Source organism: Pontixanthobacter luteolus (assembly GCF_009828095.1).
GTDB lineage: Bacteria > Pseudomonadota > Alphaproteobacteria > Sphingomonadales > Sphingomonadaceae > Pontixanthobacter > Pontixanthobacter luteolus.
Genome location: NZ_WTYP01000001.1, coordinates 47,083 through 72,027, shown reverse-complemented (window position 1 = coordinate 72,027; position 24,945 = coordinate 47,083). Strand labels below are relative to the sequence as shown.

19 protein-coding genes are annotated in these 24,945 nt (G+C 60.2%); 13 read left to right on the top strand and 6 right to left on the bottom strand.

The window, feature by feature from the left end; all coding sequences use genetic code 11:
- Positions 1-179 precede the first annotated feature (179 nt).
- From GRI43_RS00255 to mmsB, 7 genes are all read left to right on the top strand, one after another.
- Positions 180-557, top strand: coding sequence for a hypothetical protein (locus GRI43_RS00255; RefSeq protein WP_160729131.1), 378 nt, complete (start codon positions 180-182; stop codon positions 555-557).
- Between the two features lie 190 nt (positions 558-747).
- Positions 748-1,893, top strand: coding sequence for an acyl-CoA dehydrogenase family protein (locus GRI43_RS00250; protein WP_160729130.1), 1,146 nt, complete (start codon positions 748-750; stop codon positions 1,891-1,893).
- Between the two features lie 6 nt (positions 1,894-1,899).
- Positions 1,900-2,298, top strand: a complete 399-nt coding sequence (locus GRI43_RS00245) for a VOC family protein (RefSeq protein WP_333908169.1) — start codon at positions 1,900-1,902, stop codon at positions 2,296-2,298.
- Positions 2,295-3,353 (top strand): 3-hydroxyisobutyryl-CoA hydrolase, encoded by a 1,059-nt coding sequence (locus GRI43_RS00240; RefSeq protein WP_160729129.1) that lies wholly within the window; start codon positions 2,295-2,297, stop codon positions 3,351-3,353. Before GRI43_RS00245 ends, GRI43_RS00240 begins: the two co-directional genes overlap by 4 nt.
- Entirely contained in the window at positions 3,350-4,147 is a 798-nt protein-coding gene (locus tag GRI43_RS00235; protein WP_160729128.1) for an enoyl-CoA hydratase-related protein, read from the top strand. Before GRI43_RS00240 ends, GRI43_RS00235 begins: the two co-directional genes overlap by 4 nt.
- On the top strand, positions 4,132-4,401 hold the full coding sequence (locus GRI43_RS00230) for a hypothetical protein (RefSeq protein ID WP_160729127.1): 270 nt from the start codon (positions 4,132-4,134) through the stop codon (positions 4,399-4,401). The genes GRI43_RS00235 and GRI43_RS00230 overlap by 16 nt, the downstream gene beginning before the upstream one ends.
- 1 nt (position 4,402) lies before the next feature.
- Positions 4,403-5,272, top strand: a complete 870-nt coding sequence (gene mmsB, locus GRI43_RS00225; RefSeq protein ID WP_160729126.1) for a 3-hydroxyisobutyrate dehydrogenase — start codon at positions 4,403-4,405, stop codon at positions 5,270-5,272.
- Here mmsB and GRI43_RS00220 read toward each other — a convergent pair.
- Positions 5,259-5,993: an Nmad3 family putative nucleotide modification protein gene (locus GRI43_RS00220; RefSeq protein WP_160729125.1), complete on the bottom strand. Its 735-nt coding sequence runs from the start codon at positions 5,991-5,993 to the stop codon at positions 5,259-5,261. The two genes, mmsB and GRI43_RS00220, sit on opposite strands and share 14 nt — an antisense overlap.
- Before the next feature lie 76 nt (positions 5,994-6,069).
- Between GRI43_RS00220 and GRI43_RS00215 the strand changes: the two genes are divergently transcribed.
- Both GRI43_RS00215 and GRI43_RS00210 read left to right on the top strand, forming a co-directional pair.
- Positions 6,070-6,864: an NTP transferase domain-containing protein gene (locus tag GRI43_RS00215; RefSeq protein ID WP_338089985.1), complete on the top strand. Its 795-nt coding sequence runs from the start codon at positions 6,070-6,072 to the stop codon at positions 6,862-6,864.
- A gap of 22 nt (positions 6,865-6,886) precedes the next feature.
- Entirely contained in the window at positions 6,887-8,170 is a 1,284-nt protein-coding gene (locus GRI43_RS00210; RefSeq protein WP_160729123.1) for a lipopolysaccharide biosynthesis protein, read from the top strand.
- Positions 8,171-8,179: 9 nt separating this feature from the next.
- Here the strand turns inward: GRI43_RS00210 and GRI43_RS00205 are convergent, their stop codons facing one another.
- Positions 8,180-9,112 carry a tetratricopeptide repeat protein gene (locus tag GRI43_RS00205; RefSeq protein WP_160729122.1) on the bottom strand — a complete coding sequence of 311 codons (933 nt, stop codon included), beginning with the start codon at positions 9,110-9,112 and terminating at the stop codon, positions 8,180-8,182.
- A gap of 116 nt (positions 9,113-9,228) precedes the next feature.
- Between GRI43_RS00205 and GRI43_RS00200 the strand changes: the two genes are divergently transcribed.
- The 4 genes from GRI43_RS00200 to GRI43_RS00185 are packed head-to-tail and all read left to right on the top strand — an operon-like array spanning position 9,229 to position 15,220.
- Positions 9,229-11,682, top strand: coding sequence for an NAD(P)-binding domain-containing protein (locus GRI43_RS00200; protein WP_160729121.1), 2,454 nt, complete (start codon positions 9,229-9,231; stop codon positions 11,680-11,682).
- Positions 11,682-12,560, top strand: coding sequence for a hypothetical protein (locus GRI43_RS00195; RefSeq protein ID WP_160729120.1), 879 nt, complete (start codon positions 11,682-11,684; stop codon positions 12,558-12,560). The genes GRI43_RS00200 and GRI43_RS00195 overlap by 1 nt, the downstream gene beginning before the upstream one ends.
- Positions 12,561-12,567: 7 nt before the next feature.
- Complete coding sequence (locus GRI43_RS00190; protein ID WP_160729119.1) at positions 12,568-14,331, top strand: cytochrome c3 family protein; 1,764 nt, start codon at positions 12,568-12,570, stop codon at positions 14,329-14,331.
- 37 nt (positions 14,332-14,368) lie between these two features.
- On the top strand, positions 14,369-15,220 hold the full coding sequence (locus tag GRI43_RS00185) for a metallophosphoesterase (RefSeq protein ID WP_202391556.1): 852 nt from the start codon (positions 14,369-14,371) through the stop codon (positions 15,218-15,220).
- Between the two features lie 87 nt (positions 15,221-15,307).
- Here GRI43_RS00185 and GRI43_RS00180 read toward each other — a convergent pair whose 3' ends face one another.
- From GRI43_RS00180 to GRI43_RS00165, 4 genes are all read right to left on the bottom strand, one after another.
- Positions 15,308-19,393 (bottom strand): hypothetical protein, encoded by a 4,086-nt coding sequence (locus GRI43_RS00180; protein WP_160729118.1) that lies wholly within the window; start codon positions 19,391-19,393, stop codon positions 15,308-15,310.
- On the bottom strand, positions 19,393-21,150 hold the full coding sequence (locus tag GRI43_RS00175; protein WP_420849991.1) for a hypothetical protein: 1,758 nt from the start codon (positions 21,148-21,150) through the stop codon (positions 19,393-19,395). Before GRI43_RS00175 ends, GRI43_RS00180 begins: the two co-directional genes overlap by 1 nt.
- Positions 21,151-21,341: 191 nt before the next feature.
- Positions 21,342-23,351, bottom strand: coding sequence for a heme-binding protein (locus GRI43_RS00170; RefSeq protein WP_160729116.1), 2,010 nt, complete (start codon positions 23,349-23,351; stop codon positions 21,342-21,344).
- Positions 23,351-24,742: a cytochrome c family protein gene (locus GRI43_RS00165; RefSeq protein WP_235903548.1), complete on the bottom strand. Its 1,392-nt coding sequence runs from the start codon at positions 24,740-24,742 to the stop codon at positions 23,351-23,353. Before GRI43_RS00165 ends, GRI43_RS00170 begins: the two co-directional genes overlap by 1 nt.
- Positions 24,743-24,945: the final 203 nt, after the last annotated feature.

Here is a 24,945-nt window from a genome sequence, read left to right as displayed (position 1 = left end):
CTGCAACCTTGGGCAAAGCACGCACCGTTTTGGCAGCCGTTCTGCTGCCTTTTTGAAAAGACGCATTTGTCCAATCACCCTGGCCGACTCAGCCTTAGACAGCGGGCATCCACTTTGTGGGACACCTCGCCTCAAACTGGTCGCAGAGGGCGCGAACTGAAACTTGGGAGGACTTTAATATGCGTAAATATGTATTACTCGCCGCCGGCGCAGCCGCAATCATGGCCGCACCGCTTTCCGCAGCACCGGAAAACAAGCCGGTGAATGCTGCTGAGCAGATCCGCAACGACAATTGCATCGTGCGCGGCGCAGTAGACCAGCCTTATCAGCTGGACGCAAACTGCGATGCAAAGATCACGAACAAGCGCAATCAGGACGGCGTGCTGGTTTACCAAGTCTACCGCGACAAGGGTACGCTTCAGCCGGGTCAGGAAATCGACACCGCGTTCAATTTCCGCGAGGATTCGATGATCGGCAACTATGAATGCACAACCACTGAAACCGCGACGCCGGGCGGGCAGTACCGTTCATATCGTCACTGCCGCTTGGCTGACTGACAGGCTCTGTTAAAGACAGGGGGCATCGAGCTGCTACGCAGTTCGTTGACCGAGGAAATGGCTGGCACGGGCAATCCGCGTCAGCCATTTTCTTTTTGCCAACTTGTTCGGACAGACCCCGGGGAACAAACTCTCTCTGGCCCGCTGATCGCCCTTCAACCGGTCGTTCACAGGTGCTAGGGGCGCGGTCATGACAAACCAATTCCAACTCAATGAAGACCAGCTTGCGATCCAGGAAATGGCGCAGCGTTTCACCGCCGACAACATCACACCCTTCGCTGCGGAGTGGGACGAGAACCATCACTTCCCGCGTGATGTGATCCAGCGGACCGGTGAACTCGGCTTCGGCGCGATTTACGTGTCCGAAGAATCGGGCGGCATTGCGCTAGGCCGGCTGGAAGCCGCCTTGATCATGGAGGCAATGGCTTACGGCTGCCCGGCAACCAGCGCCTACATCTCCATCCACAACATGGCCGCATGGATGATCGACCAGTTTGGATCTGCTGCGCTCAAGGAGAAATACCTCCCCGACCTCGTCACGCTCGACAAGATTGCCAGCTATGCCCTGACCGAGCCCGGCAGCGGGTCCGATGCTGCGGGCCTGAAAGCTGCCGCCACACTCGACGGCGACCATTATGTGCTGAACGGTACAAAACAGTTCATTTCCGGCAGCGGTTTCAACGATGTCTATGTCGTGATGGTGCGCACGGGTGAGCACAAGTCTAAGGGCATTACCTGCCTGGTGGTGGACAAGGACACGCCGGGCCTCAGTTTTGGCAAACCTGAAAAGAAACTGGGTTGGAATGCGAGCCCGACCGCGCAGCTGATTTTCGAAGATTGTCGCGTTCCGGTATCCAACCGCGTCGGCGACGAAGGCGAAGGCTTCCGTTTCGCAATGATGGGTCTTGATGGCGGGCGCCTTAACATCGGCGCCTGTTCGCTGGGCGGTGCGCAGCGCTGCCTCGACGAGGCGATTGGATACACCAAGGAACGCCAGCAGTTCGGGCAACCGATCGCCGATTTCCAGAACACCCAGTTCATGCTCGCAGACATGGCGACCGAACTGGAGGCTGCACGGGCCTTGCTGTATCTCGCCGCAGCCAAGGTGACCGACAATGCGCCGGACAAATCGCGCTTTTCCGCGATGGCCAAACGGCTTGCGACCGACAGCGGCAGCAATGTGGTAAACAATGCGCTGCAGCTTTTCGGCGGCTATGGCTATCTGCGTGAATACCCGATCGAACGCTTCTGGCGCGATCTGCGCGTGCATTCGATTCTGGAAGGCACAAACCAGGTGATGCGAATGATCGTTGGCCGCGACTTGCTGCGCCAGTAACCATTCGTGCCAAGCCTGCATTTCGACATGACCGCGATCGTGGTGCCGGATTATGATGCCGGCATCGATTTCTATTGCGGAACGCTGGGGTTCGAACTGGCGGAAGACATTGATCTGGGCGGCGGCAAGCGCTGGGTCGTGGCCGCGCCCGGTTCGGGCGGCCGTCTGCTGCTTGCGGCGGCGTCCAGCGACCGCCAGCGAGAGGCCATCGGAAATCAGGCCGGCGGGCGCGTCGGGTTCTTTTTGCACACCGATGATTTCGCTGCATCCCATGCCGCTTTTGTGGCAAAGGGCGTATTATTCCATGAAGAGCCGCGCCATGAAGCATATGGCAAAGTGGCCGTTTTCAGTGACCCGTTCGGAAACCGATGGGACCTGATAGAACCAAAGAAAGCTGCATCGTGACAGACGATATTTTGATCCACACCCATGGCCGGGTCGGCCACATCTCGCTCAACCGTCCGAAGGCAATCCACGCACTGACGCTGGACATGTGCCACGCGATGAGCGCCGCATTGGCCAAATGGGCAGATGACGATGCGATCGAGGCGGTTATCCTCGATCATGCCGAGGGGCGCGGTTTCTGTGCCGGCGGCGATATCAACCTGCTGCGGAAATCGGCGCTGGAAGATGGCGGTGTGAAAGGCCGGCAATTCTTCCATGACGAGTATCAGCTGAATCACCAGATGATGACCTATCCGAAACCAATCGTGGCGTTCATGGACGGCATCACCATGGGCGGCGGCGTCGGGATTGCCCTGCCCGCGAAATTCCGTGTCGCGACCGAGAACACGCGGTTTGCGATGCCAGAGACGGGCATTGGCCTGTTCCCCGATGTTGGCGGCGGCTGGCACCTGTCGCGGCTTGGCGGCCGCCTTGGGCAATTCCTCGCGCTCACCGGTGCACGGCTCGACGGGGCTGAATGTCTGTGGGCCGGACTCGCAACGCATTACTTGCCGAGCGAAATGCTCGCCGATGCGAAGGCGCGGATCATTGAAAAGCCTGGGCGGATTTCCGGCGTGCTGGCGGAGATGCCAGGCAGCCCGCCCAAAGCACGTATCGAGGAAAATGCAGACAGGATCGCGAAGCATTTCGCATCGGATCGGCTGGAAGACATCCTCGCCAGTCTGGAAGCTGATGTAGAAAACAACGGCAGCGAATGGGCGGCCAAGGAACGCGACACACTAGGCACAAAGAGCCCGCAAACGCTGAAAGTCGCCCTTCGGCAGCTGGCGGAAAGCGCGAAACTAGATAGTTTTGAAGACAATATGCGGATGGAATACCGCATCGGTTCGCGCGTATTGCTGCGTCCCGATTTTGCCGAAGGCGTGCGCGCCGTGATCGTGGACAAGACGCACGATCCCAGATGGACCCCGGCGACCCCGGAGGAAGTGAGCGAGGAATTGCTGGACAGCATCTTTGCCCCTCTCCCCGCCGATGAAGAATGGAAACCACTATGACCGACACCAGCGCGAGCTACGAAACCATACTCACCGAAACTGACGGTGCCGTCACCATCATCACGCTCAACCGGCCGAAAGCGTTGAATGCGCTTTCCAGCGTTGTTCTGGAGGAACTGATCAAAGCCTTCGCCGCGTATCAGGCCGATGACAGCCAGCTGTGTGCGATCATCACCGGGTCGGGCGACAAGGCATTTGCCGCAGGTGCCGACATCAAGGAAATGTCGGACAAGGCAGCCGCCGATTTCTATCTCGACGATTTCTTCAGCCGGTGGACCAGCGAGATCGTGAAAACCACGCGTAAACCGTGGATTGCAGCGGTCAACGGCTTTGCACTGGGCGGCGGGTGCGAGCTTGCGATGATGGCCGATTTCATCATCGCCAGCGACAACGCGAAATTCGGCCAGCCCGAGATCAAGCTGGGTGTGGCCCCCGGCATGGGCGGCAGCCAGCGCCTCACCCGCGCAGTCGGCAAGTCGAAAGCGATGGAAATGTGCCTGACGGGCCGCATGATGGGCGCAGAAGAGGCAGAACGCAGCAATCTGGTCGCAAAAGTCGTGCCGCATGACGAGTTGATGACCGAAGCAAAGAAAACCGCCGCGCTCATCGCATCGATGCCGCCAATGGCTGCGATCGCGAACAAGGAAATGGTCAACTCGGCTTACGAAATGACGCTCGAACAGGGCATCGTTCAGGAGCGCCGCCTGTTCCAGATTCTAGCCGCGAGTGAAGACAAGAAAGAGGGCATGGCAGCCTTCGTTGAAAAGCGTGAAGGCAAGTGGACTGGGAGATAATCCTCAAAAGTCTTGGCCTGCTGCTGTTCGGCCTGCTTTTCGTCTGGCTTGGGGCAACCGGTTGGAAGCATCGCCGCGAAGAGCGTATCAGTCTAATCGAAGCGGCAATACTCAAGGCAGGCGGTGAAGAAGAGCCGCTGCCCCGCAATAATTGGGACCGGTTTGCAGCATACGTCCAGCCAGTCCTGATGTTAATTTTTGGCCCGTTGATGATCCTTGGTGGACTAGCGGTGCTTTCACTTCTGGGAGAGTGACATGAAAATCGCATTTATCGGCCTCGGAAATATGGGCGGCGGCATGGCCGCGAACCTCGTGAAGGCCGGGCATCAGGTCAACGCATTCGATCTTGCCGAACAGGCGCGCAGCGCAGCGAAGGACGCGGGCTGCGAAGTGTTTCACGACCTGAAAGAAGCCGTTCAGGACGTCGAGGCTGTGGTCTCCATGCTGCCAAATGGCGGTATCGTGAAGGCGGTCTATGAAAACGATGTGATCGGTCATGCACCAGCGGGCGCAATCCTGCTTGATTGTTCGACCATCGATGTTGCCACCGCGAAGGAAGTGACCGAAGCCGCGACCAAGTCGGGATACGAAATGGTCGATGCGCCCGTTTCCGGCGGGATTGCGGCAGCCAATGGCGGCACGTTGACGTTTATGGTTGGCGGCACCGAAAGCGCGTTCGCCCGCGCAGAGCCGATCCTGCAGGGCATGGGTAAGGCCGTGATCCGCGCAGGCGATGCCGGTGCAGGCCAAACCGCAAAAATCTGCAACAACATGCTGCTGGCGGTTCATATGATCGGTACCTGCGAAGCCATGAAAATGGCGGAAAAACTCGGCCTCGACCCGCAGAAGTTCTATGAGATCAGCTCGCAATCCTCGGGTTCGAACTGGTCACTCAACACCTATACCCCACTGCCCGGTGTCGGTGCGCAAAGCCCGGCTGACAATGATTATCAGGGCGGGTTTGCCACAGCGCTGATGCTGAAGGATTTGCGTCTGGCGATGGAGGCGGCGGAAAATTCCGACAGCGCCGTTCCGCTGAGTTCAAGGGCCGCATCGCTTTACGAAGATTACAGCGGTGCCGGAAACGGGGCGCTCGATTTCTCGTCGATCATCAAGACTTACTGATTGCCGAGATAATCTGATCCAGCCATTCGCGCGGGGCGCAGCGGCGGCCGATATCGGCGACAAATTCCTGCCCCCGCGCAACGCTCCTAAGCCGCTGGCCGCGTAACCAGCGATCAGCGCGGTCATGATAGGTCAGTTCCCCGCGCCGCAGCCATGCGGGCCGGTTCCACAGGCTGGGCGGGCCGCCCGCTACCGTCAGCCTGAGATCATCGCCGGCCGATCCAGCGGTCCTGCCATCGCCCACGTAAATCACATCATTCTTCGCATGAAGCCCAAGCGCGTGCGGGTGGCCCATTTCGGCAAATTCGGCCCGCTGCGCTTCGCCGCAAGCGGGCAGATCGACGACCTTCTCGATCCTCTGATATCCGAATATTCGGTGATGCGGCTCTCCCGATTTACCTTCGCGGAACAGCCCGAAAAACACGAACACGTCGCCGATACCTACACCCTGATTGGCAAGATGGGTTTGCGCTGCGCCGCATTGGCCGAACAGGCACACGCCATCGCTGCGAAACATGGGATCATGATGACAGTAGTCGGCAGGCGAAACCTTGCCCCGGCTTGCCGCCCCGGCCAGTTCGCCAAGCCTCAGATCGGCATAGGTCGTCGCCGAATGGCCGCCGCTCGGGATCGGCAAGCTGATCGGCCTGCCGCCAACAATCGGCGATGGTCCGCCGCCAGCCGCGCTGTCGAAACCTTTTCTGCTGAAAATTATCCGCATATCTGGCCAGCCGTGCCTTCCATCCCCAACTATGGCAAGACTTGCGCAATATGCACCAGACACTAGGGACCAAACCGTGAAAGTAACTGCACTCATAATGGCCGGCAAGCGTTCCGGCGTTCTCGACCCCCTTGCTGCAAATGCAGGCGTTGCGCAGAAATGCGTAGTTCCCGTGCGCGGCGTCCCGATGGTGGAGCGCGTTGTCCGCGAAGTCGCCGGATGCGACCGGATCGGCGAAATCCGTATCGTCGCCCATGAGCCCGACGAGATCGAGCAATTGCCAACGGTTGCCAAATTGATTGCAGAAGGCCGGCTGGTGATGCGGCCCGGCGCGTTCAATCTGGTTGATAGCGTGTTTTCCGGTGCCGACGATGCTCAGTTCCCGATTATGATCACCACGGCGGACAATTGCCTGGTGACCAGCGACGGATATGCCGAGTTTATCGACAAGGCACTGGCCGCAGAAGCAGGCGCTGCTGCCGCGCTGGCCCGCAAGGAAGATGTCCGCGCCGCCGACCCGGAAGGGCAGAAGAAATTCTACGAATTCCGCGATGGCGGATATTCCAACTGCAACACCTACTGGATGGGTTCGCGAGAGGCGCTCTCCGCTGCGGAAATCATGCGCAATGGCGGCCAATTCGTGAAATTCCCCAAGCGCATCGCGCAGGCATTCGGGATCATGAACCTGATCCGGTTCTATTTCGGCTGGGGCACCAAGGAAAAGATTTTCGAGCAGGTTTCCAAGCGGTTCGGCTTCAAGATGTGCCCGATCGTGATGTCGAACGGCGAATTCGCCATCGACGTGGACAACCAGCGCACTTTCGACGTGACCGAACGGCTGCTGGCCAAAAAAGAAGGTGCCGCCGCCTGATCAGGCTGGCCGGCACGAACCCATGAAACGGCTCATACAGAACATCGGCTGGCTTCTGACCGGACGCGGTTTGAACGCCGTTCTGAGCCTGGTTTACCTCGCGCTGGCGACGCGGACGCTGGGCCTTGATGGCTTCGGCTTTTTCGCAATCATCGTCGCGCTGGGTCAGACGGTGACCGGCATTGCCAATTTCCAGACATGGCAGTTCGTGGTCCGATGGGGCGCCGGAAAGGATGGCCCGGCGGATGCAACCGGATTTGCCATCGCGCTGGATATGCTTTCGGTGGCGGCCGGAACGGTGATTGCGGCTGTGCTCGTCTATACCGCGCAGCTTTGGCTGCCTTTGCCCAGCGAATTGCTGTGGCTGACCTTCGGCTATTGCGTGGTGTCCCTGCTTGCCATTCGCACCACCCCTACCGGCCTGCTGCGCTTGCGGTTCCAGTTTGCCCGCGCAACAGCGGCAGAAGCCGTCCAGCCAATCGTGAGAACGATCGGTGCATTGCTTGCCGTGTTCTTCATGCCGACCGTGACCGGGTTCATTCTCGCCTGGGCAGCTTCGGAGGTGGCTATCGCGCTGGCACTGTGGATTGCCGCCGCCCGGATGGAGCGGATCGACCTGTCCCGGATCAGCCTGCGCCGGATCCCGCGGGACCATTCCGATGCATGGCGTTTCGTACTGTCCACCAATATGTCGGGCAGCCTGATCGTGGCCGGAAAGCAGGTGATGATCCTGCTGGTCGGCGCAATTGGCGGTGAAGCGTTTGCAGGGGGCTTCCGGGTTGCATCGCAGCTGGGTCAGGCACTCGTCCAACTGGCGCAGACGGTGTCAAAGGCGATTTATCCCGAACTGGTCCATGCGAAAGACGATGCAGTCGAAATGGCCCGAAAGATGGCCAATATCGCTTTGATCGCCGGTGTCGCTGCCGTTCTGTTTGCGCTGATGTTCGGCCGTTGGGGCCTTGAAACAGTGGCCGGCGAAGATTTCGGCGCGTTTTACTGGGCGATGGTTATTCTGGCGATTGCCGGGGCGATCGAACTGGTCGGGGCGAGCCTGGAATCGCTGCTGGTTAGTGCGGGCAATGCAGGCACGGCGTTCATTGTCAGGGCGATCCCGATGGCGGTGGCGTTTGCGTTGCTCGAATCCGCGATGAACTGGCAGGGCGTGAAAGGCGCGGCTTTTGCCATGCTGGGATCAAGCGCAGTGGCCGTGATCGGTTTCTGGGTGGCAATCCTTTCGCTGCAGCAGATACGCATCGTGCTGGAGCCAGCGAAGCCGGAAGCCAGCAAGCAGAACGATACACCCTAGCGGCGAAATTCAGTTGGGCACGCCCAGAGCGGCTGCTTCGCGCGTCAGCCGCTCGGCCTCGCCCGGATTGGCCGCAATCGCATCTTTCAGCGCCTGTGCCGCCTGATCCGGCTGACCCAGTGTCATCCGGCTGCGCATTAGCATGACCCATCCATCCGGGTTTGCCGGATTTGCGCGTAGCTTTGCTGCCAGGCTACCAACCATCCCCTCCGCCATTTCGCGCTGTTCACCCGGGGCCATTGCGCCCGCCGCCGCGATCTGTTCGCGCGAGGGGCCCGGGATGGCATTGCCTGCGGTCAGCTGCGGGGCCTTGGGCCGCGCGCTGTCGGCAGCCGCCAGCTGCGTATCGGTAGCGATGTTGTTGATTTTTCCGACCTGTTCGATCGTTTGGCGCAAATTTTGCTCCCACGGCGCGCCGGGCGGGGTGTCTTTCAGCAAGGCAAGCCAATCATTGATCGCCCCCTGATGATCACCGCTCAGATCCTTGCGCACGGCGAGGAAATACCGCGCCCGGGCATCGGTAGGGTCCAGCGCTATTGCCTTTTCGAATGCGGTGATTGCAGCAGACGGCATGGGGTTGGTCTCGCTGGCCATCAGCCTCGCCTCACCAAGTGAGGACCACAGGACGGCATTCTTGTCATCGCCTTCTACCGCCTGACGATACGCCCTGACCGCTTCGGAAAACTGGCCAGTTTCGTAATAGGCGAAGCCCAATTCCTGCCACGCCCCGGCGTTCAGCGGGTCTTTTTCAGCCGCAGCTTTCAACTGTTCGATGCTGGCCGGTCCGCCGTCAGCGATGATCGCGTCTTGGTCTGCTTCGCCTTCACCAAGCGCACGGTATCCGACGGCCGCCGCCACAATGATCGCCCCGACGACGAGCGCAACCAGTCCAATTCGAGAGATGCCGCCGGCCTTTTGCCCGCTGTCAGTTGGTTCTGCCATGCGGACTGGCTAGCATCGGTGAGCATAAGCGGCAATTGGCTCTGGCGGTTTGTCGCGATTTGCCTATGATCCCCGCATAACATAGTTAGGGTCGCGAGCGTCATTCGGGGGGAAAGATGCCGGATCAGTATCGCGTAGCAATTGTCGGATCCGGACCCGCAGGCCTGTCTGCCGCTGCGCGCGCGGCTGCCTTGGGCATGAGCCACATCCTGCTCGAAAAGACCGATCACCTTTCCGACACGATCTACAAATACCAAAAGGGCAAGCACGTAATGGCGACGCCCAGCAACTTGGTGCTGCGCAGCGACATCGACTTCGACGCGGGCAAGCGCGAATTCATTCTCGACACATGGGACACTCAGATCGCCGACAACAAGGTGAATGTGCGTCTCAATTCGGAAGTTACCGCCATTTCCGGCGAAACCGGAAGCTTCCAGATCGAGCTGAAGGATGGAGAGACAATTCAGGCCGAAGCCGTAGTCATGGCCATCGGCACGCAGGGCAATCCCAACAAATTGCGCTGCCCCGGCGCGGATTTGCCGTTGATCCAGTATCAGCTGGATGATCCGGGCGAGTATTTCGACGAACACATCACCGTGGTTGGTTCAGGCGATGCCGGGATCGAGAACGCCCTCGGCCTTGCCGCCGATCCGGCACAGCGCAATGTTGTTACCATTTTGAACCGGCGGGCAGATTTCGCCCGCGCCAAGGCCGCCAATGTTGCGCTTCTGGAAGAAGCCGAGAAGGATGGCCGCATTTCCGTGCGCCGCGAAACCAGCCCTGCGGAGGTGCGCGAAAACGAACTGGTTCTGGAAACCCGCGACGGGCAGGAAACCATAAAGTGCGACCGGATAATCGCACGCACCGGTTCGCAGCCGCCCCGCGGGTTCGTCGAAGGATGCGGGATCGAATTTACCGGAGAGGATCGCGGCGCTTTTCCGAAATTGTCGCCGAGTTTTGAAACCACCCAGTCGGGCATCCACGTCATCGGGGCTCTGGCAGGGTATCCGCTGATCAAACACTGCATGAATCAGGGGTACGATGTTATCGAGTTCCTGAACGGCAATCAGGAACTCAAACCCGCTGACGAGCCAATCCTGGCGGACAAGTTCGCTGCCCTGCCCGGCAATCGTTCGGTCGACGAATGGCTGGAAATTTTCCGCAACAACATCACCATCCTGCGCGAATTGTCGCCGCTACAGATGCGCGAATTGATGCTCGACAGCGATGTTGCCGCATTCAGCGCGGGCGAAATTATCTTCGTCCGCAACGATCCGGGCTCTTCAATGTTCGCGATCGCCGAAGGGTCCGTTCTGGTGGAGGTTAACCCAGACGATCCATCTGTCACCGTCCCGATTGAGCAAGGATCGATCTTTGGCGAGGTCGGCCTGATATCGGGGCGCCGCCGCGGGTCGACAATCCGTGCAGCGGAACCTGTCGTGACACTGGAACTCACCCGCAATGCCGCGCTAAAACTGCTGGCTACCGTGCCCAGCGCCAATCGGGCTGTGAACCAGATCACGATCGAGCGCCAATTGCTGCAAATGTTCGGCGCCGGCCTGACATCGCAGGACGTGGCCGAACTGGTCCAGTCTGCCGAAACGGTGGAAGTACGCGCGGGTCAGAACGTTATCGAGGAAGGCGGCGACGACAAGGATATATACGTTATCCAGCAAGGCTCCATGATCGTGGAGAAGAGTCTGGGCGGCAAGCCGATCTTCCTCTCTTACCTACCGGCGGGCTCCTATTTCGGGGAAATGGCGGTCATCGACCACAGCAAACGCACCGCTACGGTTAAGGCCGCGATCAAGTCCGAAGTGGTGAAATTTCCGGGCGAAGCATTTACCCGCCTGCTCGACCGCAATCCCAAGCTGCGTGAACGTGCGAAGGCTGACATGGCTTCGCGCCGCAAGGTCAATTCCTTCGTCGAAGAACGCAAGGAAAGCTTCTCCAGCGCTGTCGACATGTATTCGGAAACCGCAAAATTCCTGATCGACAACGGGATTGGCGAGGCAACCGATGTTCTCCTGATCGATGAGACCCTGTGCGTGGGCTGCGACAATTGCGAGAAAGCATGCGCCGACAGCCACGAAGGATTGAGCAGGCTCGACCGCGAAGCAGGGCGCACCTACGCGCATATTCACGTGCCAACGTCATGCCGCCACTGCGAACACCCGCATTGCATGGCCGACTGCCCGCCAAATGCGATCAAGCGCGGCCCCGACGGCGAAGTATTCATCGACGACACCTGCATTGGCTGCGGGAATTGCCAGCGCAATTGCCCTTACGGCGTGATCCGCATGGACCCCAAGCCGCCGAAAAAGCCGTCACTGTTTTCTTGGCTGTTGTTCGGTGCTGGCCCCGGCCCGGGAGAAGCGAGTTACAGCTGGCGCAAAACGACTGCTGAAAAACGCGGTCTCGAGCAGGCAAAACTCGCGATCAAATGCGACATGTGCGCCGGGATCGAAGGCGGTCCCGCCTGCGTTCGCGCCTGCCCGACAGGCGCAGCCATTCGCGTCGCTCCGGAAAAATTCCTGACCTTCACCAAGCTGGCGGAGGACGTCGACTGATGGCCTCCACGCCGAGAGATTCCAGCAAGGTCGACTTTGCATTCGCTGAAAAACGCCGTGATACCGATCATGAAAGCTTCCTCTCTCATGCGCGGATGCGGTGGCTGAAAGTTTCGTCCGCAATCTGCCTGATCGTAATCGTCAGTTATTTCCTCGTCGATGTCGAACCGCGTCACAATGGCGGCAGCTGGTATGGATATACGCTGGGTACGATCGGTGCCGGGCTGATCGTGTGGCTCTCACTGCTTGGTATCCGCAAACGCAACATCACCGATGGCCGGTGGAGCCTGAAGGCATGGACCAGCGCCCATGTCTATCTGGGGTTGGCGCTAATTGTTGTCGGCACGATGCACACCGGTTTCCAGCTAGGCTGGAACGTGCACACGCTTGCCTGGGCGCTGATGATGCTGGTGATCGTGTCAGGCATTTACGGCATCTCGGTTTACGCCGCCCTGCCCCGTTCGCTCAGCACCAATCGCCGGGAAATGACTAGGGGCCAGATGATCGAAGCATTGGCGGCGATCGACCGGCAGCTCGAAGCCGCAGCGCAGCCGCTTGGCAGAAGCGAATCCGATGCAGTCATCGCCGCGCTGGACCAGGACGTTTTCAAGGCCGGCCTCCTCGCCCGCCTGACCGGCAGCTATCCGCGCTGCGCCACGGCGCGGGCTTTGCGGGCATTCCCGGAAGGGTCGCTGAACAAAGCCGAACAAAAGGTTGCTTCGCTGCTATCCCGCCGCAAATCCCAGCTCAGCCAGATCCGCCGGCAGATGCGCTACAAGGCGCTTTTGCAAGTCTGGCTCTACATCCACATTCCAGCAACAATCGCGTTGATTGCCGCCCTGTTGGCGCATGTCATCAGCGTGTTCTACTATTGGTGAGGCGGCGATGACCAGGTTCCTGATCCGCACCATTGACTACACCTCGAGCGGGCGAGAGATCATTCGCGACCGCCAGGTTGACGGCACTGTTCTTACAGTGGGCCGTGCAGCCGAGAACGATATTCACCTGCCCGACCTGGCGGTCGAACAACACCATGCCCGGCTGGAACTGACCGAGACCGGAACTATTGAGGCTGGCGCGCTCAGCACACTCGCCTTCACCCATGACGGGCGCAAGTCGACCGCCGCGAATTTCGATCCAGCCAGCGGCGGTGAACTGGGTTTTGGCAGTTACCGGCTTTCATTTTCCAGAGAGCCGGACGGCCCCGTTCTCATCACCATCAACCAGATCGAAGAACAGGCTGGTGCTGGCGAGGAGGCCTCGGGCTTCGAGCTGGCGGCCGCCCTGCCATCGAAGCGCGTCATGGCATGGATCGGCCTTGGTGCGATCCTGATCGCGTTCCTCATGGTGCCGATATACAGCCACCTCACCCGCGACCGGGTCGAGCCGGACTACGATTCCAAGGGTCAGGTTGCGATGGATGCCAGCTGGAGCACTGGCGCGCTCAGTCTGGCGCATCACGGGCTGGAGAACAATTGCGAGGCTTGCCACGTCGAACCGTTCGAATCCGTTCGCGATGAAACCTGCCTCACCTGCCACGAAAGCATCGGCGATCATGCCGCTATCGACCGGCAGCTGACCGGGCGCGGCCCGATGTCGGCTGGCGACGAAATCCAGTGGGCGGTTGCTGACATGTTCGGCAAGGAAGGCCCGGGATCATGCACCACCTGCCACACCGAACACGAAGGTGCCGGACGGATGGAGCCGACAGCCCAGAAATTCTGCGCCGAATGCCACGATGGGATGGACACCCGCCTGACCGATACCAAGCTGGAAAATGCCGCCGATTTCGGTGACGCTCACCCGCAGTTCAAGGCAGTGTTTCACCCTGATCTTGGCAGTGACAAAACAAAGCGCATGTCTCTGGCCGACAATCCGCGCGAACAGCATGGCCTGAAATTTCCGCACGAACTGCATATGGACCCGCGCGGCGGTGTAGCCCGGATGGCTGGCAATATCGGGGCCAAACAGGGGTATGGGGACACGCTGGCCTGTTCGGATTGCCACACGCCGACAGCGGACAGATCGAGCTTCCTCCCGGTCAGTATGGAGGAGAATTGCGAGAGCTGCCACAGCCTCGTCTACGACAAGGTCGGCAGCACATTCCGGACCCTGCGGCACGGCGATGTATCGCAAATGCAAGCCGATCTTCGCGCAATGGATCGTGCACCCAGGCGGCCCATCACCACCGGTCGCAGGCGGCCCGGCGAATATGCGCGGGGCGGACTGTATTATCAGAATTTCGGGCGGCCGGCGCGGTCATACATCGCGGTAAACCGCGCATTGGCCAGCGACGGTGTGTGCGGCGAATGCCATATTCCGACCACCACCGACGGTAAGCCGGACGTGATGCCTGTGCATTTGCAGGACCACTACATCATCAATGGCTGGTTCGATCACAAGGCGCACGAGCAGGAGGATTGCACGACCTGCCACGCAGCAGAGACATCGAAGACTTCGGAGGACCTGCTGATGCCGGGTATCGCAATCTGTCGCGATTGCCATCTGGGGGAAAAGGCGAAGCAGGCGGAGGTGCCATCAAGCTGCGCAATGTGCCATTCCTACCACCCATCGCCCGCGGGATTGCCTGAGAAGGATAAGCAGGGCACAACAGACCGCGTTGCGCTGATCAGCCGGAGAGCTGAATAGGCGTGGGGGACGAGGGGGCGAAATTGAGCGTATCGCAATGCTGATAGCGCAGATGACCGATATCCATATCGGCTTCGATCCGGACGCCAAGCCGGAGGAGCTGAACCGGATTCGCTTTCGCGCGACGCTGGACCGATTGCTCGAAGGGCCGAACGCGATCGATATGCTGGTGCTGACCGGCGATCTGACCGACCACGGCGACAAGGCGAGCTTCGAGAAGACCGCAGCCCTGCTCGAAAAATGCCCGGTTCCGATTTATTCGATCGTTGGCAATCACGACACGCGCGAGGGGTTGCTGCACGCCTTTCCCGATACTCCGGTCGATAAAAACGGATTTATCCAATATGCGGTCGAGCAAGAGGGGCTGCGCATCCTGTTTCTCGATACGCTGGAAATAGGGAGGCACGGTGGTGCTTTCTGCGAACAGCGCGCGGCATGGTTAAGCGCAGAACTTAACGCGCACCCTGACACGCCGACCCTGATATTCATGCATCACCCACCGGTCATCTCAGGCATCGGATGGATGGACCCGGGACCCGACGAAGGATGGATGCTGCGCTTCGGTGAGGCGATAGAGGGGCATAGCCAGATCCGTGCAATCCATTGCGGCCATCTGCACCGCCCGATCACCACAACCTTCCGCGGCGTCCCGCTGAGCGTAACCCCCTCGGTCGCGCCGCTGGTGGCAATGGATTTGCGCCCGATCGACCCGGAAAATCCCGACCACCGCGATCTGATCACCACCGAACCGTCGACCTACGCGGTCCACCGCTGGTCGGGCGGCGAACTGCTGACGCATTACGAAAAGGTCAGCGACTGGATGGTGCTGGCGCGGTACGATCCCAACCTGCAAGGTATGATTAGAGAGATGTTCGCCGAGCGGGAGTAGGCTAGCCTCTCCTAGCTAGTTTTGCCGCTTCCACACGCAAGGCAATCACTACTTTGTCCGCAGGGAAAGGCTCGCGTGAGAGGCTCATCACTCACCCAGCATCACCGCATCTCGCCTGAACGGTCCATCGACCCACGCGCTCATATCAGGTTCGTCGCTGACCTTCCACGGGACGCCGCCGCTGGTCAGGAACAGGCGCTCCATTTCGGCGCGGGTGAAGGGGCGCGAGCCGAGGCGGCCGAACACCGCCATTTGGCCGCCCGTTTCGTCCACCGCGCGATCACGATCGAGGCCTTTGCTGAGCGAAATGGCGGGCGATTTGGTCTTCGCCCAAGCGATCAGTTCGGGCATTGGTTTGGGGCTGAAGCCGTAAAAATTGGGCTGGCTGTCGGGGCTGGTCAATTGCAGCACTTTCATCCCGTTCACGCCGTCTGCAACATAGGCGAATAGCGAGGCGTTGGTCGATCCGACGATCACATCCTCCGCATCGTTGAGCGTGCCGCCCAGTGTTTCGCGCTTGTAGATCGACGGCGCTTCGGGCCGCGTAACATCGAGGATCACCAGCCCATCCTGCTTGGCCGCGACATAGGCATAGGTTCGCGCGACATAGACGCGCTGCGCATTGGCCAGCGGCACCGTCGCATGCGGCAGCGGCACCGGATTGCGCATATTGGTGACATCGAACAGCTTCACACCGTCTGCATCGGTAACCCACAAATAACGGAACTGGATCGTGGATGAGCGGGCATCGGTCAACTCGCGCACGGCAGCCACTTGCGGTGCCATCGGGTCGGCCAGATCAATCACCACAAGCCCGCGTTTCGCGGTGATGAAGGCCAATTCACCGGCCAGCTGGATGTGCCGCGCACCGTCGAGCACACCGCCTTCATTCCAGGTCAGCGCTCGCTTCAGCTTGTTGTTGCGAAATTCGCCGTCATTCATCGTGTTGACGTTGACGAGGATCAGCCCCTCTTCGCTGTCGGTGATGGCCGCATAATTGTAGATCGGCAGGAAGGGCTGCTCTTCATTTTCATCGCGCATCTGCTGTGTGTTGCGCAGCGGGTTGATCGGTTGATTGGTTGGCAGCGCCATGCAGGTCGCGTTCTTGGTGTCGACAATCGTATCATGACCGAGCGAACTGAATGGCGCAGTGATGATGCGTTCGCTTACGCCCTTATTGGCTATGCTGGCCACATCATAGACGCGGAAGCCGCCCTTGCCCTCTGCCACATACATGTATTCCCCGCGCAATTGCAGGCAGCCGACCCGGTCGCCGGTTCCCTCGTGGACATTGGCAAATTCTTCGAATGCCTTTGTTTCCCCCGAAAGGTCATCATCAAATGCCTTGCCGCGCACCCAGTCTTTCAGTTCGCGTTCGTTGTCCTCCACGAACTGCCTGTAATAATCCGGATAGGCATATTTGTGCAGATAGGAACCGAGCACTGCCTGCGGTTCGTCCCATTCAGTCACGCGCACCGCCTCGAACCCGCCTTCCAGCCCGGTCCACGCATTCAGGCCGACAAAATTGACGTAATTCGTGCCAAGCAGCAGCAGCTGCGCCATGATTGCATTGTTGTCGTCAGCCTCGGACAGGTGGCAGTCCGAACACTGTTTCGTCTCGGTCGTGCGGACGGTGTGCGGGAAATGCGGCGCGAACGCCTGAGAGCTGAAACCGATCGCGGAAACCGGCGGCTGCTGCACGTAAATCCGTTCGCGGTTGATGTTGGTCGAGGAAAGCACCAACGCTGAAGTCGAACGAACCGGCGCAACCTGATTGCCCTTGGTCGTCTGGTGCTTGCCCAGCTGGAACATCTGATCGCGCGCGACCTGCGGGTTGTAGGTCGCAAAGTTACGCGTCGTTCCGTTTTCGTAGTGGTGATCCTCTGTCTTCCAGTTCGCTTCGATCGGCAAATGGCACCCACCGCAACTGGTGGTCCAGCTAAGGTGACAGGTGAAACAGGCCATCTCGCCTTCTTCATGCGCGCGGTCACCTGCCGCGATACCGGCGCCAAATTCGAACTTGCCCGTTTCCGCACCCGTTTTGGCCATCAGCTTCGCCCGGGCAGACTTGGCATTGAAATGCGGGGAGGTGTTGTCGACGCTGTCTTTTACCAGGCTGACTTCCCATTCCAGTTCCGGATCGACGATGGACCGCTGGATCAGTTTTTGCCGCCCCATATTATCCCACGACCATTCAAAGCGGCGCTTACCGTCGGGGTTACGCAGCAGCGCCAGATTGTTGCCTTTGGGCGGTGCAGCCGGGCCGCTGGTGCGTAGGGTGGGATAGGCATCGGCGGTGCCGTGGCAATCCTTGCACCCGATCTCGATCGCATTGGCGACCTCGCCATAAATCATTCCGTTACCATGGCTGTCCTGCGCATAGTGGCAGTCCGCGCATTGCATCCCGACCTCTGCATGGATCGACATGAGGTGCACCGCCTTGCCCGGATTTACGCCCGGTTCAACGAACTTGCCTTCACCTTCCTTGCGCCACTTTTCGGGATCGTCATTGGCGACGATTTCCCCCTCTGCATCCAGCAGATTGCCCTCGCGGTCCCGCTTGAAGATGCCGCGGAAATTCCAGCCATGGCCGTGATAATCGGCGAACTGGGTGTCGTTCAGATCCTTGTTGAGATCGTAGACATTCCGCAGAAAATCCAGGTCCGCCCATTTGCCCTTGGGCGATGCACCTTCTGGATTGCGGTCCAGCACCTTCCGGACTTCCTCTGCCGTCGGGTATTTCTGTTCCTTGGGCCACATGGCTGGCGCGTCGGATTCGTAATCCCACATCGTGTAGCCGAGATAAGAGTTCAGGAAGATATTGGGCTGGTGCATATGGCAATTCATGCATTGCGCCGTGGGGATGGAACGGGTGAAGACGTGGCGCAGCGGATGCCCTTTCTCCTTCATCGGCGCATCGTCCCCGTTTTGATCTTCACCGTGACCATCAGAGTGATTATCCCCGGGCTGTTTCAAAGCGCCATGGCCGCTGCTGTCATCGCTTTCGCCATCATGGCCATGACCATCGCCGTGGTCAGGTTCCAGTTTGTTCGCGATCGTCGGGTCGACGGTAATCGTCTGCCCGTCACGCCCGTATTTGGCGTAGGTCAGGCTGTGTCTCGGTTCCCGGTCATTGGCATATACCACGTGGCACGCCGCGCAGCCTGAATGGCGATAGTCGCCCGGCTGATCGTTCGTGCCCATGTACCACATGAAAGGATCATTGAGCCGCGTCTTGTGAATATTGAGCACCGGGATCGCGACACGCAGCCCCGTTCCCATACCCCGGTTGGATTGCTTGATATCGGGACGTCCCGGCTCCTCCAGCCGCTGAATGCTGCCGGTCGGGCTGGGCAGGCCGATCTCTGGGAACTGGGTATTGATGGTGCGACCGCCGCGCTCGAATACGCGGAAAACATCACCCGGCGGAATAACCTGCCATGTCGGCAGCGGGTACATCTCCGCCAGCGCGCCGCGCTTGCGCTGGTTCTCCGTCACCGTACCGGGGGGCGCACCCGGTGAAAGTATCTTCGCCGGCTGGCCATCGCGGGTAAACGCTTCGCCAAACACGTAATTCTTGTAGGGGGCGATTCCGTTATTATACGACGCACCGCCCCACAGCATCGCTCCGGTCGCCATGATCGAACGTTCGCCCGCCTCAATCACATCCATGTGGCAGGCGCCGCAGCTTTCGCGTGCGACGCGGTAATCGCTGGGGTTCACGAAACGGACGAACTCGGGCGATTCCTTGTTAAGCAAGGTGTAGGTCCGCTTGGGATTGGCGGATGACGGATAGTGCCAGCTTTCTGGATATTTCGGCAGCACATGCGCCAGTTCGCGGGCCGCGATATAGGCGGGGTCGTCATGCGCCAGCTCGCTGTTGCCAGTCACGCTTGGGTCGCCGCCATGGCAATCGACGCAGCCCAGCCGGACAGCCGGGGTTTCATGCATGGTTGGCGCATCTGTCTGCACATGACAGGAATAGCAGCCATCCGATTTGGCCATCATTTCTTCCAGCGTCTGCCGGGCAGGTGCAGGCGGCGCAGTCACCCGGCTGTAATCGCGTTTGACCGGTTTCTCACCCGATGCGGCATATGTCTGGTCGCCCAGCAGCATCGCCGCCCCGGCACACAGGATCGCTGACCACAAGGCGAGAAGGCGGATAATACGCATCAGTAAGTCAGCACCACATTTGCAAGCAGGGAATAATAGGTGCCGCTATCGCCAAGCCGGTCGAACAGATCATCGAAGCCGTCCCCCGATAGCAGCGCCGCACCTGACAGGCGCAGGACGATGTTCTGTGTTGCCTTTGGCCGCCAGATAGCTGCGGCCGAAAGGTCCCAACCGATGTCCTTGGGGATCGAACCTTCATTCCGCAGCGCTTCGATCGTGGCGGTGTTTTCGAACCATAGATGGTTGGCATTTGCAGACAGGCGAAACTCTGGGGTCAGGTCGAAATCCGCCCCGGCACCCGCCAGGATCAGGCCGGGATTGTTGAAGTTCGACTGCCCCTGTTCCTTCGAACTGCGCAGGGAGTTGAGAATACCGTTGCGGCCATTCACGCTGATCGCGCGCCCCCCGCCAGCAAAGGGGATCGTCTGTCTGATCCAGTACGACGTGTCGGCACCGGCAAAGATCGGGTTTTCGAACACCGCATCATAGCCTGTTTCAACGTCGTCATAAGGATCGCCATCGCCGCTGGCATAGGCACCCGACAGACGGAACCGCATCCAGTCGCGATCATAGCTTGCCTCAGCTGCGGCGAAGAAGGCGCGAATATCGGCAGGCCGATCGGTGAAGAAACTGTTCCGGTCTTCGCCGAACGCGCCATAGGCGGATGCCGTCAGGTTAATCCGGCCAACGCGGCCATCGGCATTGTATCCGACATAAAGCACATCATATTCGCGCCCTCGCAAGGTGCCGAGCAAGGCGGGTCGAACAGGAAACCCGTTATCGTCGATTTCAACATCATCGGCTTCGCGGTTGCGGTTGTATGCCAGCGTGATCTGGCTGGTCAGCGCAGGGATCAGGAAATCCTGCCGATATGCGTTGGCGATAAACAGGAAGTCGTCACGCGGTGTCTGCGTAACCGCATTCAGCCCGCTATTGGTGTCTTTCTCAAGCCGCCAGAACGCCGCGACGTTATACTGGAAACGATTATTGTCCCGCGTCCCGAAAAAGCGCAGCCCCAATTGCTGATCCTGAAACAGAAAGCCGCGGAAATCCGCCTGAAACGGCTGGATGCCGATGCGGAAACTGTCGAAATCGTACCGGTCGGAAGTGTTGCGGATGTGGTAATCGAAAAACAGTTCCTGCACGCCGACGAAATGGTCCAGCCGGTGGGTCGGCTTGGTCGGCTCAACGAACAGCACCCGGCGTTCCGGCACGTCGACATAGTTTACGTTGAAGGCCAGCGTCGCACGGTATTCGACATCTGGCGGCTTGTACGCGGTATTGCCCTTGAGCAAGGCGAAGCCGGTGATGAAAGTCTGCGACAGAACAAGGCTGGCAGGATCGCCGAACACGTCGAGCCGGTCCGGGTCCTGTGTGGTTTGGACACCGACAGGGATCGGGAATGTGCGTGCCTCCACCACCGTATCGCTGATTGCGTTAGCGACCAAGAACCAGTCATCGCCCTTGATCGGCAGCCACGGAACCTTGTCACGGTTGATCGGTCGATCGCCCTTGTAGGTGTTCTGGTTATACGGGTCCCACCATTTTTCCGTCACCAGCCCCAGAGATTCGATCAATCTCCAGCGGTCAGGGATCGGCAATTGGTCCGTCGGAAACGCCTCTGGCGGGGGTGCCCTGAAAGCGCCCTCGTTCTCCTGCGTCACCAGGTCAGGCAGCGGATCATTGTAACCGGGCCGCCTGCGCCCATCGATCGATTCATTGTCGACCGCCGGCGGCTCTGGCGGCTCCACCTCGATCGTTTGTTCAGCTTCCGTTTCCGCAGCATCCGCACCCGGCCTTTGCCGCCCGGCCGCCGGCTGCTGCAGCGAAGCACTCGTGAGGCTTATAGCCTCTACGCCATTCAGAGCAGCAAACTCAGCCGGGCCGAGCGGCAGATTGTCCGCCACAGGGGCCGATTGGAGAACAAGAGGAATGGCGTAAAACGCGCTCACAGACCCTCGCAAACATTCTGCGCAGGGTCATCAAGGAACGGCGCGAACGGGCAACTGACATAGCGCAGGCGGACCGTTCTGCCGCCAACAGCCACCTGTATCCGATCGGCCCGAATATCATTCGGCGCATTCCCGATGCCGCCGATCCGCAAGCCTGCATTGTGCAGCCCGAGGAAGCTGACCATGTCATCCTGATCGATACCGTCCCCGGAAACTCCGATGCCCCCGATCAGTTGATTGCCTCTGTAAACCGGCACGGATCCGGGGAAAATCTGAATGCCGTTTGCGATGCGTTTGCTACCGCCCGGTGCGTCGGGCACCTGTGTGCATTGCTGCGGCGTGTCGGCACTGGCGCCATTGCTGGCCACGAACGCCAGATGCGCACCGACATTCGGGACAATCAGATCAGTCTGCAATCCAACCGCAAACGGGCTGAAATCACCAGGCGTTTCAACCGATAAAGGGCCGGCAATCGGGCCGACTTGTCCATCTGGGAAATAGGGCCGCGAAAGGTTGCCGCCAGACCGGTCGGCAAACGCGAACGTGCCTGTCAGCGCATTTGGATCGCCCAGAAAGGCGCGCACGCGCTGAACATAGGCCGGCACATTAGTGAGGCCCGGGACCACCGGCGTTCCCAGCAATTGCTGCGCAGCTGCCGGGTTGGAGAAAAATGCCGCCGTGCGGGCTTTCTGCAGTGAGACATCGGTCCCGAAGATCGGACCGTCCGGCGAACGGACGATGCCGAGAACCTGCCCATGCGTATCCACCAGACTGATGGTCGCCTGCATCCGGCTGTCGAGCGGTCGCCTGATCTGCGCGCGCGCGCGCGACAGCACATTGAACGCCTCTTCGAGAATGGCCTGCGCTTCTGCCGCGCTAAGCGGCTGGGTAACGCTCGCGCCGTCCGTACCTGCGCGGATCGGATAGCGGCCCGCGCCGTTTCCATCGGTCAGAATATAGGCATCGGGATTGGCGAATTCCGCATTGGTGCTGCGGCGGATGCCCGACGCTTCACTGCCGTAAGTGGTGCCTGCCCGGACCGCTGCAGCAGCATAACCGGTCACCGCGACCAGCCCGCCTGCCGGGCCATTGATAGCGCCAAAGCTGGTCTGCAGCGGCGACAGATCATTGACAGTCATATCACTGAAACGCAGCGTAGTGCCGTCCACCGGTATCCGATCAGCAACGATCGCAGTGGGCGGGGTAAAGCCCTGGATACCCGCCAGTGCTATCGCTTCCTCGTTATCGACATCGACGTCCAGAATATTCGGGTCGAAACCATAATCGCCATCGCCGGCGATCCCTATGCCGCCGACAACCACGCCGTTTTTATATAGCGGAAACCCGCCAGGATCGGCTGCCAATCCCAGCGGCGAACGTTTGGGGCCAATCAACGCGCCCGGCCCTGCTGCTGAAAAGCGGGCAGACAAGTCTGAACATGGCAGCTGGCTGAACTGGACGCCGAACAACGGGCCGCTTTCCAGCCCCACCGTGGTCGGTGCAGGCGGGAAATGTTCCTGCACGATCTGGCTCGCCGTGCGGGATGAAAATGCGTTGCCCCCGCTCGACAGATAAGCCCCGGTTATCGCCTTTGCGATCGCGGCTGCAGCGTTGGGCACCATCGCACCTTGCAAGCCGACTTCGTCACCCGGCGCGGCATTGCCTGCGATCGTTCTGGTGCTGAGCGCCGCCTGCGCAGGGGCCCCGGTCATATTGAATACCGCCAGCACATTGCCGACGCGGTCGGTCACCGCCACCGTAGATGGAAGGCCGCGTGCCTGCGCCTCGCCCACCGCCTGAGCGATGATTTGCTGAACGTCGGCAACCGACAGCGATTCTGCAGCAGGGTCGGCAAAGACGCGGCCAGATGGCGGCGGAACCGGCGTTGGGGTCGGCGTTCCACCGATGGGCGACGGGGCCGATCCACCATCACCGCCGCCGCACCCGGCCAGTGCCAATGCCAGCGCAGCCGCCAGACAGGATGAATTGCCGAAAGCGCCGCGCATCAGCGGAGCGCCCCGATGGCACGCGCCGCCTGGCCAAGGGCACTGCGGAACTGCGCCGGATTATAACCCTGCGGGCTACGCACCGCGGCGTATGCACGATTGATATTCGCGCGGATGCCAGCAGCAGCCCCCATCGTCACGCGCCCTTCGCGCACCATGGCGTTCAGCAAGGTATCAACTGCCATAACCGCCTGCGCAGAACCGGCATAATCGGTAAAGCGAGGGCTCGTCGCCGTGTCGGTGATTTTCTGGACAACGGTAAACGCATCGCTGCCGGAATATCCGCGCCCAGCCAGTGCATCAGACAAAGCCGCAGCTTCCCCCTTCAGCCGCTGGGCGGCGGCCACTGCCTCGGCCCGGCCCTGTCCCATTGCGCGGTGGAAATCCTTGCTCGCACCGTCGAATGCAGCGGCCCGGCCAGGCGCGAGCGCCCGTGAAACTGCTGACAGCATGATGATGTTTTCGTCGTTGTAGGGCGCAAGACCGAACGGGATCGCGCGCGCCGGATTTGTCTCGAAGGTCAGCTTGCGCTGCGGCCCGTCCGTGATCTGGCGGTGGCAACTGTGGCAGTCATAGAAATAATATTCCGGGAAAACCCCCTCCATGCCGAACTTGGGCCGGGCGAAAAGATCGGTTGAACGGCGCACCGCCTCTGCCTGACCGACTGCCCAAAGGCGCACCGAATCCGTCTTGCCCTTACGGGCGGCATAATCGGCATCCTCGTCGTGATGCTGCTGGAGGGCGGAAAACAGGTCGAGTTCAAACGCGACACGCGGATGGCCGGCCGCCATCATCGAATGACTGACGAACTGGTTGCCGTCAGCGCTGCCGAAATGGCAGTCGAGACACACCTTTGCCCGAACCTGCGGCTTCTCCAGCGGGATCAGGCCATTCGCGACATTTGAGGCATGGGTTGCCGGTTTCGCATAGTGAACGGCGAGCCAGCCGCTCGACGCGCCATGACACGTCTCGCAACCGACCCCGTCGGACGTCTGGAAACGCGGGCCGCGCTTGTTTTGCGGAACGTAGGTCGCATGGCAACCGAGGCAGGCGGGCGCAGACGTTGCAGCGCCCAGTCCAAGGCTGGATGCAATTTGCCTGCCGCGCGGAGATGCGAGAACGGCGTAGGCCCTGCTGTGCGCGCCGGTGGACGAAGAAGGCTCCTGCCAAGTGGCGATCTCATCCTGACGGACGACTTCGCCATTACCTTCTGCCCGGCCGTGACAGGTCGAGCCTGCGCAAGTGGCGACCCCTTCGAAACGAGCGCTGCTGCTTGCGGCCTGCGCACCGGTAGAGGCGAATATCCCGGCCCACTGTGCCGCGACAGCCAGTGCCGGAATGGCCAGCAATGCCATCGCCCGGCCGCCCCATGAATTCTTGCGCAGCTCCATCACGAAAGCCCCTCCCCTGCAAAACAACCTACGGCTTCGCGGGGCGGGTGCAAGAGGCGAATGGCAGGCAGATTGTGTACAATGGCGCGGCATGGCCGTGCTTGCGCGCGCAGCCCGCCGCCAAAGCATTGAAAATACCGCAAAGATGCGATCATCGCTTCTGCCTTCCCCGACCGCCGGATCCGTATGGACCCGCCGCCCCC